The 17,164-nt window shown below is 65.0% G+C and carries 16 protein-coding genes; 10 read left to right on the forward strand and 6 right to left on the reverse strand.

Annotated features, from left to right (window positions below; genetic code table 11):
* Positions 1-148: 148 nt before the first annotated feature.
* Positions 149-2,563, reverse strand: a complete 2,415-nt coding sequence (recG, locus tag BGI01S_RS23040) for an ATP-dependent DNA helicase RecG (RefSeq protein ID WP_042328396.1) — start codon at positions 2,561-2,563, stop codon at positions 149-151.
* Positions 2,564-2,723: 160 nt separating this feature from the next.
* Between recG and queA the strand changes: the two genes are divergently transcribed.
* From queA to secF, 5 genes are all read left to right on the forward strand, one after another.
* The gene (queA, locus tag BGI01S_RS23045) at positions 2,724-3,779 is read left to right on the forward strand and encodes a tRNA preQ1(34) S-adenosylmethionine ribosyltransferase-isomerase QueA (RefSeq protein WP_042328397.1); all 1,056 of its coding nucleotides are present in this window, start codon (positions 2,724-2,726) and stop codon (positions 3,777-3,779) included.
* Between the two features lie 140 nt (positions 3,780-3,919).
* On the forward strand, positions 3,920-5,122 hold the full coding sequence (gene tgt / locus BGI01S_RS23050; RefSeq protein WP_042328398.1) for a tRNA guanosine(34) transglycosylase Tgt: 1,203 nt from the start codon (positions 3,920-3,922) through the stop codon (positions 5,120-5,122).
* A 196-nt stretch (positions 5,123-5,318) separates the two neighbouring features.
* Complete coding sequence (yajC, locus tag BGI01S_RS23055; protein WP_007179286.1) at positions 5,319-5,648, forward strand: preprotein translocase subunit YajC; 330 nt, start codon at positions 5,319-5,321, stop codon at positions 5,646-5,648.
* A 117-nt stretch (positions 5,649-5,765) separates the two neighbouring features.
* The gene (gene secD / locus BGI01S_RS23060) at positions 5,766-7,829 is read left to right on the forward strand and encodes a protein translocase subunit SecD (protein WP_042328399.1); all 2,064 of its coding nucleotides are present in this window, start codon (positions 5,766-5,768) and stop codon (positions 7,827-7,829) included.
* A gap of 18 nt (positions 7,830-7,847) precedes the next feature.
* The gene (secF, locus tag BGI01S_RS23065) at positions 7,848-8,798 is read left to right on the forward strand and encodes a protein translocase subunit SecF (protein ID WP_042328400.1); all 951 of its coding nucleotides are present in this window, start codon (positions 7,848-7,850) and stop codon (positions 8,796-8,798) included.
* Between the two features lie 84 nt (positions 8,799-8,882).
* Here the strand turns inward: secF and BGI01S_RS23070 are convergent, their stop codons facing one another.
* On the reverse strand, positions 8,883-10,160 hold the full coding sequence (locus BGI01S_RS23070; RefSeq protein ID WP_042328401.1) for an MFS transporter: 1,278 nt from the start codon (positions 10,158-10,160) through the stop codon (positions 8,883-8,885).
* On the opposite strand from BGI01S_RS23070, the gene BGI01S_RS30365 reads away from it, so the two are divergent.
* On the forward strand, positions 10,135-10,314 hold the full coding sequence (locus BGI01S_RS30365; RefSeq protein WP_157004255.1) for a hypothetical protein: 180 nt from the start codon (positions 10,135-10,137) through the stop codon (positions 10,312-10,314). The two genes, BGI01S_RS23070 and BGI01S_RS30365, sit on opposite strands and share 26 nt — an antisense overlap.
* Before the next feature lie 186 nt (positions 10,315-10,500).
* On the opposite strand, the gene BGI01S_RS23075 is transcribed toward BGI01S_RS30365, so the two are convergent.
* The 3 genes from BGI01S_RS23075 to BGI01S_RS23085 form a co-directional block, all read right to left on the reverse strand.
* Positions 10,501-11,067, reverse strand: coding sequence for a YceI family protein (locus tag BGI01S_RS23075; protein WP_042328402.1), 567 nt, complete (start codon positions 11,065-11,067; stop codon positions 10,501-10,503).
* Between the two features lie 102 nt (positions 11,068-11,169).
* Positions 11,170-11,733 carry a YceI family protein gene (locus tag BGI01S_RS23080; RefSeq protein WP_042328403.1) on the reverse strand — a complete coding sequence of 188 codons (564 nt, stop codon included), beginning with the start codon at positions 11,731-11,733 and terminating at the stop codon, positions 11,170-11,172.
* Positions 11,734-11,741: 8 nt separating this feature from the next.
* Positions 11,742-12,302, reverse strand: a complete 561-nt coding sequence (locus tag BGI01S_RS23085) for a cytochrome b (protein ID WP_042328404.1) — start codon at positions 12,300-12,302, stop codon at positions 11,742-11,744.
* A 388-nt stretch (positions 12,303-12,690) separates the two neighbouring features.
* Between BGI01S_RS23085 and BGI01S_RS23090 the strand changes: the two genes are divergently transcribed.
* The 4 genes from BGI01S_RS23090 to BGI01S_RS23105 are packed head-to-tail and all read left to right on the forward strand — an operon-like array spanning position 12,691 to position 16,552.
* Entirely contained in the window at positions 12,691-13,503 is an 813-nt protein-coding gene (locus tag BGI01S_RS23090) for a paraquat-inducible protein A (RefSeq protein ID WP_042328405.1), read from the forward strand.
* Positions 13,504-13,510: 7 nt separating this feature from the next.
* Positions 13,511-14,161, forward strand: a complete 651-nt coding sequence (locus BGI01S_RS23095; RefSeq protein ID WP_042328406.1) for a paraquat-inducible protein A — start codon at positions 13,511-13,513, stop codon at positions 14,159-14,161.
* Positions 14,154-15,815 carry a PqiB family protein gene (locus tag BGI01S_RS23100; RefSeq protein WP_042328407.1) on the forward strand — a complete coding sequence of 554 codons (1,662 nt, stop codon included), beginning with the start codon at positions 14,154-14,156 and terminating at the stop codon, positions 15,813-15,815. The genes BGI01S_RS23095 and BGI01S_RS23100 overlap by 8 nt, the downstream gene beginning before the upstream one ends.
* Positions 15,812-16,552, forward strand: a complete 741-nt coding sequence (locus tag BGI01S_RS23105; protein ID WP_042328408.1) for a PqiC family protein — start codon at positions 15,812-15,814, stop codon at positions 16,550-16,552. Before BGI01S_RS23100 ends, BGI01S_RS23105 begins: the two co-directional genes overlap by 4 nt.
* Before the next feature lie 281 nt (positions 16,553-16,833).
* Here the strand turns inward: BGI01S_RS23105 and BGI01S_RS23110 are convergent, their stop codons facing one another.
* Positions 16,834-17,106 (reverse strand): hypothetical protein, encoded by a 273-nt coding sequence (locus tag BGI01S_RS23110; protein ID WP_157004256.1) that lies wholly within the window; start codon positions 17,104-17,106, stop codon positions 16,834-16,836.
* Between the last annotated feature and the right edge of the window lie 58 nt (positions 17,107-17,164).

Consider the following 17,164-nt stretch of genomic DNA (forward strand, 5'->3'; position numbering starts at 1 on the left):
TGAATTCGATAGGTTCTAGTTATACACCTATAGGGTCGGTTCGCCAACCTCTGGTTTCCCGGCGTGCGCGCCATGCGTCGACGGAATTTTCCGATCGCCGCGCGCGTAGCGAGCGAAGTCAAACCCGCCACGCTTCATTCAAGCCTTCTTACGCCTTCAGGTAATGCTCACGCGCGCCGAGCCAGCGCGCCAGGTGCTGCAGCACCACGTCCGGATACTGTTCGAGCAACACTGCGGCGGCCTCGCGCGCGGGCTCGATCAGCCACTGATCGTTTTCCAGATCGGCGAACCGCAGCATGGCCGCGCCCGACTGACGGGCGCCGAGAAACTCCCCCGGTCCGCGAATCTCGAGGTCGCGCCGGGCGATCTCGAAGCCATCGGTCGTTTCGCGCATGGTCTGCAGGCGCGCACGCGCGGTCATCGACAACGGGCCGGTGTACAACAGCACACACACCGACGCCGCGCTGCCGCGCCCCACCCGTCCGCGCAACTGGTGCAGCTGCGCGAGGCCGAAGCGCTCCGCATGCTCGATCACCATCAGCGACGCGTTCGGCACGTCGACTCCCACTTCGATCACCGTCGTCGCGACCAGCAACTGCACGTCGTTGCGGGTGAACGCGTCCATTACGGCGGCCTTTTCGGCGGGCGCGAGACGCCCGTGCACGAGGCCGACGTTCAGCTCCGGCAGCGCGGCCACCAGCGTCTCGTAGGTCTCGACGGCGGTCTGCAACTGCAGCGTCTCGCTTTCCTCGATCAGCGGACACACCCAGTACACCTGACGCCCGGTCAGCGCCGCCTCGCGCACGCGGGCGATCACTTCGTCGCGGCGTGCGTCGGAGACGAGCTTGGTCAGGATCGGCGTGCGGCCGGGCGGCAATTCGTCGATGGTCGACACGTCGAGGTCGGCGTAATAGGTCATCGCCAACGTGCGGGGAATTGGCGTCGCGGACATCATCAGTTGATGCGGCTGGAAGTCGTGCGCGCCGTCGGCGGCGTTCTGGGCTTTGGCGCGCAGCGCCAGTCGTTGCGCGACGCCGAAACGATGCTGTTCGTCGACGATCACGAGCCCGAGGCGTGCGAACTCCACCGCGTCCTGAATGATCGCGTGCGTGCCGATCACGAGTTGCGCGGTGCCGAGCGCGGCCGCTTCGATCGCGGCGCGCTTTTCCCTGGTCTTCAGACTGCCCGCGAGCCACGCGACACTCACGCCGAGCGGCTCCAGCCAGCCGCGCAGTTTGCGCGCGTGCTGTTCGGCGAGGATTTCGGTCGGCGCCATCAGCGCGGCCTGGTAGCCGGCGTCGATGGCCTGTGCGGCGGCCAGCGCGGCGACGATCGTCTTGCCGCTGCCGACGTCGCCTTGCAGAAGCCGCTGCATCGGATGCGGCTGGGTCAGATCGAGCGCAATCTCGCCGCCCACGCGCTCCTGCGCCCTGGTCAGCGAAAACGGCAGCGCCGCCAGCAGCCGCGCCACCAGCGCCGACTCGTCGCCCTGCTTGCGGCGCGGCATGGCAGGCGCGGCGCGGGTGCGACGCTCGTCGTGCGCGCGCTTGAGCGACATCTGCTGCGCGAGCAGTTCCTCGAACTTGATGCGCACCCACGCCGGATGCGTGCCGTCGATCAGCGCGGTCTCGTCGGACTGCACGCCCGGATGATGCAGCGTGCGCACGGCGTCCATCAGCGACGGCACGCCGAGCGGTTGCAGATAAGTCCGCGCGACCGACTCGGGCAGCAATTCCGGCAACGACGTGCGCGACAGCGCGTTGTCGATCGCCTTGCGCAGATACGCCTGCGTGACGCCCGCGGTACTCGGGTAGACCGGCGTCAGCGCCTGCGGCAACGGCGTGTCTTCGTCGACGACGCGCACCGCCGGGTGCACCATCTCTATACCGAAGAAACCACCGCGCACGTCGCCGCGCACGCGCAGCCGCGCGCCGATCGCCATTTGCTTGACCTGCGACCCGTAGAAGTTCAGAAAGCGCAGCACGAGTTCGTCGCCGGCGTCGTCATGCAGCTTCACCAGCAACTGACGGCGCGGCCGATAGGCGATCTCGTTGTCGAACACCACGCCCTCGGTTTGCGCGATGCCGCCCGGCAACAGATGGCCGATCGGCGTCAGCGAAGTTTCGTCCTCGTAGCGCATCGGCAGATGCAGCACGAGGTCGATCGCGCGCGTGAGGCCGAGTTTGGCGAGCTTGTCGGCAGGTTTCGCGGGAGGCTTGGCGGCGCGTTTTTCCGTGCCTTCGTCGGGACCTTTCTCGGCGCCCTTCGCGGCGGCTTTGTCAACGGACTTCGCGGCGGACCTGGCGGCGGACTTTGGCACAGACCTGCCAGTGGGCTTGTCGCCGAATGGGTCGGCCGCGTCAGATGGTTCCGCCGCGCCGGGTGATCCCGTTGGTCTGTCGTGGGCCCGGCCGTCTGCCGGCGCGGCCATTTCGCGCTCCAGCGACGCGTCCGCGGGCACGTCGCCCGCCTGCTCCGCCGCCTTGCCTCGCGCGACGCGGCGCTTCGGTTCGGCGCTCACTTCGTCGGTAGCGGAGGGCAATCGGCGGTCGGACAAAGGCATGGGCTGCTTCGCAAGTACAATATCGGCTGTCAAAGGGTTCGCCGCCGGCGGGGTTCGCTGCGTGCGCGCGGACTCGCGGGCCGCTCCGGCGTCCCGCAATCATAGCCGCCCGGCTCCGGCTTCGGCTCAATTCAGTCCCAATTCGCTTCCAGTCGTCCGCATGTTTACGCTTTCCGATTTCGATTTCGATCTGCCGCCCGAGCTGATCGCGCAAGTTGCACTGCCCGAGCGCAGTGCCAGCCGTCTGCTCGAAGTGGACAACACGGGCCACGCCGACGCCGCGCGGCTGATCGACCGCCGCTTCGCCGAGTTGCCCGAATGCATCGCGCCGGGCGATCTGCTGGTCTTCAACGATACCAAGGTCCTGAAGGCGCGCTTCCTCGGCCAGAAGGCCAGTGGCGGCAAGATCGAGGTGCTGGTGGAGCGTCTCACCGGCGAGCGCACGGCGCTCGCGCAGATCCGCGCGAGCAAGAGCCCGCAGCCGGGCACGACGATCCGTCTCGCGGATGCGTTCGACGTCACGATCGGCGAACGGGTCGAGCCGTTCTACACGCTGCATTTCCCCGACGACTGCCTGACGCTGATCGAGCAGTTTGGCCGCCTGCCGCTGCCACCGTACATCGAACACGATCCCGACTCGACCGACGAGACCCGCTACCAGACCGTGTTCGCGCAGAATCCCGGCGCGGTCGCGGCGCCCACCGCCGGCCTGCATTTCGACGACGCGCTGCTCGCGCAACTCGACGCTCGCGGCGTGGAGCGCGCGACGCTCACGCTGCACGTCGGCGCGGGCACGTTCCAGCCGGTGCGGGTCGAGAATCTCGCCGAGCACAAGATGCACAGCGAGTGGTATCACCTGCCGCAGTCGCTCGCCGACAAGATCGCGGCAACCAAGGCACGCGGCAATCGCGTGATCGCGGTGGGCACGACCTCGATGCGCGCGCTCGAAGCCGCCGCGCGCGACGCCGAAGCCGCCGGCCGTCCGCTTGGCGCGGCCAGCACGGAAACCGACATTTTCATCACGCCGGGCTACAAATTCCGCGTGGTCGACCGGCTGGTGACGAATTTTCACTTGCCGAAGTCGACGTTGCTGATGCTGGTGTCGGCGTTCGCCGGCATCGAAACGATTCGCGCGACGTATCGTCATGCGATCGAAGAGCGTTACCGGTTCTTCAGTTATGGCGATGCAATGCTGTTGACGCGCCGCGACGTCTGAGCCGAGCTGGCCGGGCCGATTGCCTCGCCAACTGAATAGCCGCTTCAACTTTTTTGCAGTTCCCTCAGCCGCCGCGAACTCTTCCGGCGGCGTTTCAACATTTGCGCCGGACTGTTCTCCGGTTGCCCAGGAGTGACTCAATGACCCTCGGTCATCAACCGCAACAAACGACTGCCGCCGAGCGCCCCGAGACCGATCTCGGCGGCCTCAAATTCGAACTGCTCGGCACCGACGGCCAGGCGCGGCGCGGCCGCGTCACGCTCAATCACGGCGTGGTCGAAACGCCGATCTTCATGCCGGTCGGCACCTACGGCACGGTGAAGGCGGTCCAGCCGCGCGAGCTGGAGGAAATGCACGCGCAGATCATCCTCGGCAACACCTTCCACCTGTGGCTGCGCCCCGGTCTCGAAACGATCGAAGCCCACGGCGGCCTGCACGCGTTCATGGGCTGGAAGAAGCCGATCCTGACCGACTCCGGCGGCTTTCAGGTGTTCTCGCTCGGCGAGCTGCGCAAGATCACCGAGGACGGCGTCACGTTCGCGTCGCCGATCAACGGCGACAAGCTGTTCCTGTCGCCGGAAGTGTCGATGCAGATCCAGAAGGTGCTGAACTCGGACATCGTGATGCAGTTCGACGAATGCACGCCGTACGCGACCAACAACATTCCGACCTCGCACCAGGAAGCGGCCGATTCGATGCGCATGTCGATGCGCTGGGCGCAGCGCTCGATCGACGAGTTCAAGCGGCTAGGCAATCCGAACGCGCTGTTCGGCATCGTCCAGGGCGGCATGTTCGAGGACCTGCGCGACGAGTCGCTCGCGGGCCTCGCGGAGATGGACTTTCACGGCCTCGCGATCGGCGGACTGTCGGTCGGCGAGCCGAAGGAAGACATGATGCGCGTGCTGAATCACATCGGCCCGAAGCTGCCGGCCAACAAGCCGCACTACCTGATGGGCGTCGGCACGCCGGAAGACCTGGTGGCGGGCGTCGCGGCCGGCGTCGACATGTTCGACTGCGTGATGCCGACCCGCAACGCGCGCAACGGCTGGCTGTTCACGCGTTTCGGCGACATCAAGATCCGCAACGCCGTGCACAAGAATTCGCTGCGCCCGCTCGACGAGCAATGCGGCTGCTACACCTGCCGCAATTTCACGCGCGGCTACCTGCATCATCTGCATCGTGTCGGCGAAATCCTCGGCGCGCAGTTGAACACGATCCACAACCTGCATTACTACCTCGAACTGATGCAGGAAATGCGCGACGCGATCGACGCGAAGATGTTCGAGCCGTTCCGCAAACGCTTCCACGAGAACCGCGCGCGCGGCGTCGAACAGGCGCCATAAGCCGTGCGGCACGCGGATTCGACCGAAGAATCCGCGCGCCTCGCGGGGAAAACCTTACAATCTACTTTCGCGGACGGCGTAAAAGGCTTTAAACGGTTGATCGCAAAGCCGATTCGCCGCGCCGACGCGCGTCAGGCCGGTGGTAGAATAATCGGCTGATTTTTTTGATCGTTTGACTGATAACGGAGAGACCAACGTGTCGTTCATTTCCAATGCCTTTGCCCAAGGCACAGCAACAGGTGGCATTGAATCGAACCTGATGAGCTTCCTGCCGCTGATCCTGATGTTCGGCGTGCTGTACTTCATCATGATTCGCCCGCAAATGAAGCGCCAGAAAGAGCATCGCAACATGCTCGCGGCCATGGCCAAGGGCGACGAAGTGGTGACGAACGGCGGCATCGTCGGCAAGGTGACCAAGGTGGGTGAGGCTTACGTCGGCGTCGAAATCTCGGAAGGCACGGAAATCACCGTGCAAAAGGCGTCGGTCACGACGATTCTCCCGAAGGGCACGATCAAGTCGCTGTAAGGCCTGCTCTCTCGCGTCCGGCGCGGCCTCGCCGGCGATTCACGCCAACCGCGCCGAATCGCCCGCGCTCATCGCCGGACGCATCGCTTCCAAGCCAACCTTCCCGTTGGACCACTCATGAATCGTTACCCCCTCTGGAAATACGCCGTGATGCTGGTGGCTCTGGTCATCGGCCTCGTGTACACGCTGCCCAATCTTTTCGGCGAAGCGCCGGCGGTGCAGGTGTCGAGCGGCAAGGCAACGGTCAGGCTCGACTCGACCACGCTGGCCGCAGTCGAGGCCACGCTCGCCGCCAATCAGATCAAGCCGACCGCCGTCACGTTCGACAACTCGACGACCAACGCGAACATCCGCGTGCGTCTGCCGGACACCGACACGCAATTGCGCGTCAAGGACCTGCTGCAGAAAACGCTGAACAGCGATCCGACCGATCCGCAGTTCATCGTCGCGCTGAACCTGCAAAGCGCATCGCCCACCTGGCTGTCGGCACTGCACGCGCTGCCGATGTACCTCGGTCTCGATCTGCGCGGCGGTGTGCACTTCCTGCTGCAAGTGGACATGGCCGGCGCGCTCAACAAAAAGCTCGACTCCGACGCCTCGGACGTGCGCACGCTGCTGCGCGACAACAACGTGCGCGACGGCGGCGTGAATCGCGTGGGTCAATCGGTGCTGGTCAATGTGGCGGACCAGGCCACGGCGGACGCGGCGCTCAAGCTGCTCAACCGTAGCATCAGCGAACTCCAGTGGGCGACGCAACCTGGCCAGGACGGCGGTCTGCAACTGGTCGGCACGTTCACGCCGGCCGTGCAACGCGCAGTGCAGGACGCCGCGCTCAAGCAGAACATCACCACGCTGCATAACCGCGTGAACGAACTCGGCGTGGCCGAGCCGGTGATCCAGCAGCAAGGCACCGACCGCATCGTGGTCGAACTGCCGGGCGTGCAGGACACGGCGAAGGCGAAGGACATCATCGGCCGCACGGCGACGCTCGAAGCGCGCCTCGCCGATCCGGTCAACACGCACCCGAATCCGTCCGACCCGGTGCCGCCGGGCGACGAGCTGTTCACGCAAGGCAACCAGACGCCGGTGCTGCTGCGCAAGCAGGTCATCTTCACGGGCGACCGGATCATCGACGCATCGGCGGGCTTCGACGAACATCAGCGTCCGTCCGTCAACCTGCGTCTCGACTCGGCCGGCGGCCGCGCGCTGCGCAGCGTGTCGCGCGACAACATCGGCAAGCCGATGGCGATGGTGCTGTTCGAACGCGGCAAGGGTGAAGTGCTGACGGTGGCAACCATCCAGTCGGAACTGGGCGACCGCTTCCAGATCACCGGCCAGCCGACGCCGCAAGCCGCCGCCGACCTCGCGCTGCTGCTGCGCGCCGGTTCGCTCGCGGCACCGATGGAAATCATCGAAGAACGTACGATCGGCCCGAGCCTCGGCGCGGACAACATCAAGAAGGGCTTCCATTCGGTGGTGTGGGGCTTCGCGGCGATCGCGGTGTTCATGATCGCGTACTACATGCTGTTCGGCGTGATCTCGATGATCGGCCTGTCGGTGAACCTGCTGCTGCTGATCGCGGTGTTGTCGATGCTGCAGGCGACCCTCACGCTGCCGGGTATCGCCGCTATCGCGCTCGCGCTCGGTATGGCGATCGACGCGAACGTGCTGATCAACGAGCGGGTACGTGAAGAACTGCGCCACGGCGCGCCGCCGCAACTGGCCATCCAGAACGGCTACGCGCATGCATGGGCGACGATTCTCGACTCGAACGTCACCACGCTGATCGCCGGCCTCGCGCTTCTCGCCTTCGGCTCCGGCCCGGTGCGCGGATTCGCGATGGTCCACTGTATCGGCATCCTGACGTCGATGTTCTCGGCGGTGTTCTTCTCGCGCGGCGTGGTCAACCTCTGGTACGGCGGCAAGAAGAAGCTGAAGTCGCTGGCGATCGGCCAGGTGTGGCGTCCGGAAACCGCGCCCGCGGGCGCCGGCGCCTACCTCGGCGCTAACGACGCCGCCACCGACACCGCACAAGCCGTCGCCAAGGCCGCGGCCAGGCCGAAGGCCCCGGCCGCCAGCGCGCAGGCGCGCACCGGCAAGCCGACCGTGCGCCGCCGCGACGCGTCGGGTTCGTCGCCGGGTTCCTCGAACACGCCGCAGAAACCGGGTTCATCCCGCTGAGTCCCGGAGAACAAGACCATGGAATTTTTCCGTTTTCGCAAAGATATTCCGTTCATGCAGCGTGCGTTGCTCTTCAACGCAATCTCGCTGCTGACGTTCCTTGCCGCTGTGTTCTTCCTCGCGCATCGCGGGCTGCATCTGTCGGTGGAGTTCACCGGCGGCACCGTGATCGAAGTGCAGTATCCGGGCGCCGCGCCGCTCGATCCCGTGCGTGGCACGCTGGCCAAGCTCGGTTATGCGGACGCTCAGGTGCAGAACTTCGGCACCTCGCGCGACGTGCTGATCCGTCTGCCGCTCAAGCAAGGCTATACGTCGGCGCAACAGAGCGATCAGGTGATGAGCGCGCTGAAGGCCGAAACGCCGCAGGTGCAGTTACAGCGTGTCGAGTTCGTCGGTCCGCAGGTCGGCAAGGAACTCGCCACCGACGGCTTGCTCGCGCTCGCGTGCGTGGTGATCGGCATCGTGATCTACCTGTCGTTCCGCTTCGAATGGAAGTACGCGGTGGCCGGCGTGATCGCGAACCTGCACGACGTGATCATCATTCTCGGCTTCTTCGCGTTCTTCCAGTGGGAGTTTTCGCTGTCGGTGCTGGCTGCCGTGCTCGCGGTGCTCGGCTATTCGGTCAACGAGTCGGTCGTTATCTTCGACCGGATTCGCGAGACCTTCCGCCGCGAACGCAAGATGACCGTGATCGAAGTGATCAACCACGCGATCACCAGCACGATGTCGCGAACCATCATCACGCACGGCTGTACGCAGATGATGGTGCTGTCGATGTTCCTGTTCGGCGGCCCGACACTGCACTACTTCGCGCTTGCGCTGACGGTCGGTATTCTGTTCGGTATCTACTCGTCGGTGTTCGTCGCCGCCGCGCTCGCGATGTGGCTCGGCGTGAAGCGTGAAGACCTGGTGAAGGACAAGAAGGAACGCACCGATCCGAACGACCCGAACGCAGGCGCGCAAGTATGATGCTCCTGTAGCCGCAGACTTCGCAAATCAAAAGGCCGGTTCAGGATTGAACCGGCCTTTTGCGTTTATCGCCACCTCGGTGCGTCAGCGAAACCCGAGCTTGCGACGCGCCGCCATCAACGCCACGAGGCTCACCGCCGCGGCAAAAATCATGTAGTAGCTCGGCGCCGCCTTCGACCCCGTCGCGCTGATCAACCACGCGATGATGAACGGCCCGAAGCCGCCGAAGATCGTCACCGCGATGTTATATGCGAGCGACATGCCCGTCGTGCGCGTCTGCACCGGGAACATCTCCGACAGCAAACCCGGCAGCGCCGCGAAGTAGCCGGTCATCAGAAAGCCGAACACGATCTGCATCACCATCAACGTGCCGAAGGTCGGATGCGCGACCAGATACAGAAACGCCGGATAGATCAGCACGAGAAGCAGCAGCGCCGGGACCAGCATGATCGTCGTGCGTCCATGCCGGTCCGACAGGTGACCGATCAGCGGCGAGAACACCATCTGGATCACACCGGTCAGCGCGATCGCCGAAAACGCGACCGACGGCGCCAGCCCCAACTGCTTCACGCCGTAGGTGGGCATGAACAGCACCAGATACGTCGACACAGTACCGAGCACCACCACGCCGATGGCGATCACGAGCCGCTGCTTCTGGGTCGCGAAGGTGTCGCGCAACGGCGTCGTGGTGGTCTCGGCGGCGAGGAATTCCGGCGTCTCGTCGAGCTTCGTGCGAATGTACCAGGCGACCGGCCCGATCAGCAGCCCGAAGAAGAACGGTACGCGCCAGCCCCACGACGCCATCTGCTCCGGCGTCAGCGAGCCGGTCAGCAGCACGCCGAAGCCGGCCGCGAGCAGCGTCGTGAGCCCCTGGCTCGCCACCTGCCAGCTCGCGAAGAAACCGCGCCGCCCCGGCACATGCTCCGCGAGAAAAGCGGTCGCGCTGCCGAACTCGCCGCCCGCCGAGAAGCCCTGCATCAGACGCGCGATCACGAGAATCAACGGCGCGGCGAGGCCGATGCTCTGATACGTCGGCAGGATCGCGATGATCAGCGTGCCGCACATCATCAGCAGGATCGACAGCGTGAGCGCGGCTTTGCGCCCGGCGCGATCCGCATAAGCGCCGATCACGATAGCCCCGAGCGGGCGCATGAAGAACGACACGCCGAAAGTGCCGAGCGTCAACAGCAGCGAGACCGTGTCGTTGCCGGCCGGAAAAAACAGCTTCGCGATCGTCACCGCAAAGAAGCCATACACCACCAGGTCGAACCATTCGAGCGCATTGCCGATCGACGCGGCGACCACCGCGCGCCACGAGCTCTGCCGACTCCCCGCCATGCTTGCTGCCGTTGTTGCATTCATCCAGATCTCCAGTTCGCGCGAAATATTATCGATGTGGGCTCGCTGGCCCAATATTGCCGCACCGGATACGCGCATCACCGGCACGGTGCCAGCGCTCTATTTAACTGGAAAAAAAATCGAAGGCGAGCAACAAATTGGATGCAGCGCCGCATAACGCATCGAGCCGCAGCGCACAAGCATCGGATCAGGCGCGGACAGGCAACAAAAAACCGCTTCGTCGCAAAGCGAATGAAGCGGTTTTTTGTGTTGCCGTGCAACGGTTGCGCGATTCAGCGGCGCGGTCCGAGGACATGCCGCAAAAACGATGCGCGACGCTGCGTCGAAGCGTGGGTCGAAGCGCCTATTGCTTGATCCCTTCCGACTGGATATGCAGTCGGGTCTCCATGCTGAAGCCGTACTTGGTGCCGAAGTCCATGCCGAAATCGGCGCGGTTGAATTGCGCGCTCGCTTCGACGCCGCACACCTCGCGCTTGAGCACCGGATGCTGCATGCACTTGAACGACTCGATCTTCAGATTCACGGGCTTGGTCACGCCGTGGAGCGTCAGATTGCCGACCACTTCGGCCGGCTTGTCGCCGTCGAACTTGATCGCGGTGCCTTTGTAGGTCACCGCCGGATATTTGGCGATGTCGAAGAACGCATCCGATTTCAGATGTTCGTCGAGCTTGGCGTTGCCGGTGTCGATCGAAGCGGGATCGACGGTCACGTCCACCGTGCCGGTTTTAGCCGCGCGGTCGAGCGTCACCGTGCCGGAGCTCTTCGTGAACTTGCCGCGCCACACCGATAGCCCGCCGAAGTGATCCGCTTCGAAACTCGGATACGTGTGGGTCGGGTCGAGCTGATAGGTATCGGCGGCGAACGCGCCGAGCGAGACGGAAGAAGCCAGCGCGCCGACGGCGATCAACATGGATGTTTTCAATTCATGCTCCTGGAGTACGGTGAAAAAAGCGGTGAAAAAAACAGCCGCGCCCGGCGACGAGCGCAGCAGACATCACGCGCATCGCACGCTTCACTTATGCGCCGCGACGATATGAAACTTGATCACGACATCATCGGCGACCACCGACGTGTCCTTCCATTCGCCGGTGCCGATGTCGAATTGCGAGCGTTTGATCGGCAGCGAGCCGTCGAAGGTTTGCGCCGCCCCTTGCTGGCTCACCGTGACCGGCACCACCACGGTCTGCGATTTGCCCTTGATGGTCAGCTTGCCGGTCACCTTGAACTGGTTGCCGCCGGCCGGCGCGATCGCGCTCGACACGAAGGTCGCGCTCGGGTAAGTCTTCGCGTCGAACCATTCCTTGCCGCGCACCTGCTCGTTGTAGCTCTCGTCGCCGAGATCGTAGCTGGCCACGTCGATGTTCAGTTGCGCGCTGCCGTCGGCGGGTTTGGCCGGATCGAACTTGACCTGCGCGGTGAACTTGTTGAACTTGCCTTCCACCGGCACGTTCATCTGCCGTGAGATGGCCGTCACCGAACTCTTCGCGAGGTCCACCTGCGCGAGCGCGCTGCCGGCCGCGGTCAGCGAGGCCGCGGCGAACGCGGCGAGCATGTAGCGATGAAACGAGACCTTCATGGTTGTCCTTATTTGAGGAAAGGGAGCATGCGCGACAGCAGGCCGTCGCGATCGAGCCATTGATGCTTGAGCGCGGCCGCGACGTGCAGCGCGACCAGCACGAGCAACGTGTAATTCAGCGTGATATGTACGGTCTTCAGGAGTTCCTTCAGGTGCGGGTCCGGCGCGATCAGACGCGGCAGCGGGATCAGCCCGAGGTACACCACCGGCACGTTCGCCGCCGAGCTGTACAGGTAGCCCGAGGCGGGAATCGCGATCATCAGCAGGTACAACAGCAGATGCGTGAGATGCGCCGCGCCGCGCTGCCAGGCGGGCATGCGGCGCGGCATCGGCGGGGCTGCATGAGTCGCGCGCCACAGGATGCGCAGAATCGCGAGCGCGAATACCGTGACGCCGATCCATTTGTGCCAGGAGAAGTAGCGCAGCTTGGTGGGCGTGAAGCCCAGAATGTCGGTCATCACCCAGCCGAGCGCGAAGCCGCACACGATCAGTAGCGCGATCAACCAGTGAAAGGCGATGGCGGTCCGCGTGTAGGACTCCCGGCTGCCGAATGAAGGATTGAGTGCCATGACAGATCAACGCAAGCTAAGAGAGGTTAACGGCGCAGCTTGCCCTGCTATTCCCTGCGTCGATGCGGATGGCATCGGTGTGTGTGGCCAGGGACATGCCCGCTGCGATACACGCCAAGGCCGCCATGCTACCCCATGCAAAAGAAGCCGGCTGAACGATTCGGCCGGGCCGGGTTCGAATTTTGCTGCAACGCGATCCGTTGTCCGGCGATTCGGGACCGGGATGCGGAGGATGTCGAGGGATGCCGCACCGCCTCGGGTACGCGCGCCGCGCCGCTGCAACGGCCGGTGCGGCGGCAAAGCCACGTTTGGTACTATTGCTGCACTCCCGGCCTGCCATAAGAACCGGCCTGCACGCTGCCCTTCATGTCGTTAGCCCTTCTGCCGTATGGACCATGACAACCTGATCGCGTGCCATGAATGCGATACGCTGTTCCGCAAGCCACGGCTTGTGGGCCGCACGAGCGCGCGCTGTCCGCGCTGCGGCGCGACGCTCTATCGCGGCGTGTCGCGCAAGCTCGACAGCATCTGCGCAATGACGCTGGCCGCGCTGATCACCTTCGTGATCGCGCAGGGCTTTCCGATCGTCGAACTCGAGACCAACGGCATCACATCGCAGACTACGCTGTTCGGCGCGCTCATCGCGCTGTGGGACGAGGACATGCAGATCGTCGCGGTGATGGTGTTCTGCTCGACCATCCTGTTTCCGCTGACCGAACTGGTCGCGCTGCTCTACGTGCTGGTGCCGCTGCGCGCCGGCTACGTGCCGCCCGCGTTCAACCGCGTGCTGCGCGCGATCCAGTTCGTGCGCCCGTGGGGAATGATCGAAGTGTTCATGCTCGGCGTGCTGATCACGATCGTGAAGATGGTCAGCCTCGCGCGCGTGATCCCCGAAGCCGCGCTGTTCGCGTTTGGCACGCTGACGCTGATGTTCGCGGTGGTCGTCACGTTCGATCCGCGCGTGCTGTGGGACCTCGCCGACGAACTCGGCGACCGCAGCCAGCGGCCGCTGCCGCGCACCTCAGCCGACAGCGCGGCGGTCGCCGTCAGCTCGCAGGCAGGACCGCCCGCGCCCGCCGATCTCCAGGCGGCGGCGCCCAACGCGCCGCCGGCCGGCGAGCCGGACATCGCGCAACCTCGAGCACAAACGACGCAAGCGTCGTTGCCGCCCGGCGTGCCGCCCGCGCCGCATCAGGGATGAGTCCACGATGAAATACGTCACCGCGAAGCGCGCGGGTCTCGTCTCCTGTCACGCGTGCGGACGCGTCGAACCGCGCATCCGCTCGGTCACGCCGCAGCACTGCGCACGCTGCGGCGCGCACCTGCACTCGCGCAACCCCGACAGCCTGATGCGTACGTGGGCGCTGCTGATCGCCGCCGCGCTGCTGTATATTCCCGCGAACCTGTTGCCGGTGATGCACACCGCGTCGCTGCTCGGCTCCGAAGACGACACCATCATGAGCGGCGTCGTGTACTTCTGGACCTCGGGCGACTGGCCGCTCGCGGTGATCGTGTTCATCGCCAGCATCATGGTGCCGATGCTCAAGCTGAGCGTGCTGGTGCTGCTCACTGTCAGCGCTCAGCGCCGCTCTCGCTGGCGGCCGGAGCAGCGCACCACGCTGTACCGGATGGTCGAACGGATCGGCCGCTGGTCGATGCTCGACGTGTTCGTCGTCACGCTGACCGTCGCGCTGGTCCGCTTCAAATCGCTTGCCGTGATCACGGCCGGACCGGGCGCGATCGCGTTCGGCTCGGTGGTGATTCTGACCATGCTGGCATCCATGCAATTCGATCCACGGCTCATCTGGGACCACGTGGACGGCAATACTAAAACACCTCAGGATCTCGACCATGACTAGCCCGCAAGGACCGACGCCCGCCTCCGATGATGCGCCGCGCAGCGATTCGAACGGACCCAGGCTACCGCCGCAACTCCCGGACCCCGACATCGAGCCGCGCAGCCGCTGGCTGCCTTCGCTCGTCTGGGTGATTCCGCTGATCGCCGCACTGATCGGCATCGCGCTCGTGATCAAGTCGGTGACCGAGAAAGGCCCGACCATCACGATCAGCTTCATCAGCGCCGAGGGGCTCGAACCGGGCAAGACCAAGGTCAAGTTCAAGGACGTCGACGTCGGTTCGGTGAAGACCATCACACTGTCGCAGGATTTGTCGCACGTGCTGGTGCAGGTGCAGCTGACCAAGGAAGGCGGGAAATTCGCGGTCAAGGACTCGCGCTTCTGGGTGGTGCGGCCACGGGTCGGCGCGAGCGGCGTGTCGGGTCTGACCACGCTGCTTTCGGGCGCCTACATCGGCGCGGATGCCGGCCGCTCGACGGACACCGAGAAGGACTTCGTCGGCCTCGAAACGCCGCCGCCGATCACCGGCGACCAGAAGGGCCATCAGTTCGTGCTGCACGGCGACTCGCTCGGCTCGATCGACATCGGCTCGCCGATCTTCTACCGGCGCGTGCAGGTCGGTCAGGTGGTCGGCTTCTCGCTCGACAAGGACGGCACCGGCGTGACCATGCAGGTGTTCGTGTCCGCGCCGTTCGATCAGTACGTCGGCACCAACTCGCGCTGGTGGCATGCGAGCGGCGTCGATCTGCGGCTCGATTCGAGCGGCTTCAAGCTGAACACGCAGTCGCTCGCGACGGTAATCGTCGGCGGCCTGTCGTTCCAGTCGCCGCCCGGCCAGGGTGTGGGCGCGCAGGCGCCGAACAACATGACGTTCCGCCTCGCATCGGATGAAGCGGACGCCATGCGCGATCCGGACGGCGTGCCGCTGCGCGTGGTAATGAACTTCAACCAGTCGCTGCGCGGGCTGTCGATCGGCGCGCCGGTCGATTTCCGCGGCATCGTGCTGGGCCAGGTGACCAACATCGGCATCGACTACGATCCCAAGACGCGCAGCTTCACAATGCCGGTGACGATGAACGTGTTCCCCGACCGCCTCGGCAAGCGCTTCCGCGAAACCGCGCCGGCGCCGGGCAGCCTCGCCGGTCAGCAGATGTTGCAACAACTCGTCAAGCACGGACTGCGCGGCCAGTTGCGCACCGGCAATCTGATCACGAGCCAGTTGTACGTTGCGCTGGATATCTTCCCGAAGGCGCCGCCGGCTACCGTCGATGTCGCGAGCGACCCGCTCGAACTGCCGACGATCCCGAACACGCTCGATGAGTTGCAGCTCCAGGTCGCGGACATCGCGAAGAAGCTCGACAAGGTGCCGTTCGACCAGATCGGCAGCAACCTGAACAGCGCGCTGAAGAACGCCGATCAACTGTTCACGCGTCTGGACAAGGAAGTCGTGCCGCAGGCCCGCGACACGCTCGCGGCCGCGAAGCAGACCTTCGGCTCGGCGCAGGCGACGTTGCAGCAGGACTCGCCGTTGCAGTCGGATGTTCATCAGGCGTTGCAGGAACTGACGCGCACGTTGCAGTCGTTGAACGCGCTGTCGGATTACCTGGAGCGTCATCCCGAATCGCTGTTGCGCGGTAAATCAGGAGATAAACCATGATGTTTGCCCGGCTCCCCCGCCCGCCGCGCGCGCTCGTGCGCGGCGCCGTGACCGCCGGCGCACTGGCCGCGGTGCTGGCTCTCGCGGCGTGCGCGTCGCCGTCGAGCCGCTTCTATACGCTCGGCGCCGATGCGTCCGGCTCCGCCGCGCCGGTTGTTGCGCGTACTTCGGCGGCGCCGGCCTTGCTGATCGAGGTCGCGCCGATCGACGTGCCGCCGCAAGTGGCGAAGAGTCAGCTGGTCGTGCAGACCGGTCCGACTCAGGTCAAGGTGCTCGAAGAGGAACGCTGGGCGTCGCTGCCGGGCGACGAAATCCGCCGGGCGCTGTCGACGAGTCTCACGCAGCAGCTCGGCACCATCGACGTCTATGGCACCGCGCATCCGGATGCGACGCCGGTCTATCGCGTCAGCATGAACGTGCAGCGCTTCGAGTCGTGGCCCGGCTCGCATGCATTGATCGACGCGGTGTGGAGCGTGCGGGCCGTGCGCAGCAACGCGGTGATGACGTGCCGCAGCGTGGTGAACGAAACGGTCAGTGGCGGGTATGACGCGCTGGTCGATGGACACCGGCGCGCGTTGCAGCAGATCACCGGTCAAATTGCGACGGCCGTGCAGGCGATGGCTGCGGCGGCTCCGCGTGGGGCGACCAGTACGTCGTCATCTTCGGGCAAGGAGGCGGCGGTGGCGGTGCCGGCGTGTCCGGTCGCCGGGGCGACTACGACGGCGGCTGGCGGTTGAAGTAGAGGGCTCGGCGCTTCAGGCTGGGCGGTCTGCGCGATTTTGCGTGGGCCGCATCGATACTTTCGCGGTGCTGAGCACGTTAGCAGCACATCAGGAGCGCGTGAGCAAGGTCGGCAATTTCGGCGGCGCGGAACCGTATCGGGACATGCGCCGGCACTCGCCTCATCACCATCGTTGACCGACAGCCTCGTTGCCCACGTGAGCGGTGTCGCGCACGACAGCATGCGTCGACATCGACAGCGTGCCCGACCAGCGACCCGCATCACGCACCCCCCGCGCTACTTCAACGACACCACGACCTCCGTCCAGACACCCCGCTCCCGCACGCTCATCGTCGTCGTATAGCTGGCGCCGGTGCGTTTCGCTTCGAGAAGCTGCCGCACGTTCAACCCACGTCTGGCCAGCGACTCAAGGGCCGCGCCCGGCAACACCGCACCGGCGATTCGCAGAACCGCAACCGGCACGCTGAACGACGTTGCACGTTTGCCGTCGATGAACTTCTCGATTTTCACGTTGACCACTTTTCTCTTCCTCCGGGACAACAACGTCACGCCCGAAACCGGGCTCCGGTCATAATCGACGCACGGACTGGCGCTATCAAGGAAAGCC

Origin of the sequence: Paraburkholderia ginsengisoli NBRC 100965 (assembly GCF_000739735.1) — a bacterium.
In the GTDB taxonomy this organism is placed as follows: Bacteria; Pseudomonadota; Gammaproteobacteria; order Burkholderiales; family Burkholderiaceae; genus Paraburkholderia; species Paraburkholderia ginsengisoli.

Excerpts from the sequence above, each read along its gene's own strand:
- secD (WP_042328399.1), top strand. The coding sequence starts at position 5,766 with ATGAATCGTTACCCCCTCTGGAAATACGCCGTGATGCTGGTGGCTCTG.
- queA (WP_042328397.1), top strand. The coding sequence starts at position 2,724 with ATGTTTACGCTTTCCGATTTCGATTTCGATCTGCCGCCCGAGCTGATC.
- BGI01S_RS23105 (WP_042328408.1), top strand. The coding sequence starts at position 15,812 with ATGATGTTTGCCCGGCTCCCCCGCCCGCCGCGCGCGCTCGTGCGCGGC.
- tgt (WP_042328398.1), top strand. The coding sequence starts at position 3,920 with ATGACCCTCGGTCATCAACCGCAACAAACGACTGCCGCCGAGCGCCCC.
- BGI01S_RS23075 (WP_042328402.1), bottom strand. The coding sequence starts at position 11,067 with ATGTTGATCGCCGTCGGCGCGCTGGCTTCTTCCGTCTCGCTCGGCGCG.
- BGI01S_RS23070 (WP_042328401.1), bottom strand. The coding sequence starts at position 10,160 with ATGAATGCAACAACGGCAGCAAGCATGGCGGGGAGTCGGCAGAGCTCG.
- BGI01S_RS23100 (WP_042328407.1), top strand. The coding sequence starts at position 14,154 with ATGACTAGCCCGCAAGGACCGACGCCCGCCTCCGATGATGCGCCGCGC.
- BGI01S_RS23090 (WP_042328405.1), top strand. The coding sequence starts at position 12,691 with ATGGACCATGACAACCTGATCGCGTGCCATGAATGCGATACGCTGTTC.
- BGI01S_RS23085 (WP_042328404.1), bottom strand. The coding sequence starts at position 12,302 with ATGGCACTCAATCCTTCATTCGGCAGCCGGGAGTCCTACACGCGGACC.
- BGI01S_RS30365 (WP_157004255.1), top strand. The coding sequence starts at position 10,135 with ATGCTTGCTGCCGTTGTTGCATTCATCCAGATCTCCAGTTCGCGCGAA.
- BGI01S_RS23080 (WP_042328403.1), bottom strand. The coding sequence starts at position 11,733 with ATGAAGGTCTCGTTTCATCGCTACATGCTCGCCGCGTTCGCCGCGGCC.
- BGI01S_RS23095 (WP_042328406.1), top strand. The coding sequence starts at position 13,511 with ATGAAATACGTCACCGCGAAGCGCGCGGGTCTCGTCTCCTGTCACGCG.
- secF (WP_042328400.1), top strand. The coding sequence starts at position 7,848 with ATGGAATTTTTCCGTTTTCGCAAAGATATTCCGTTCATGCAGCGTGCG.
- recG (WP_042328396.1), bottom strand. The coding sequence starts at position 2,563 with ATGCCTTTGTCCGACCGCCGATTGCCCTCCGCTACCGACGAAGTGAGC.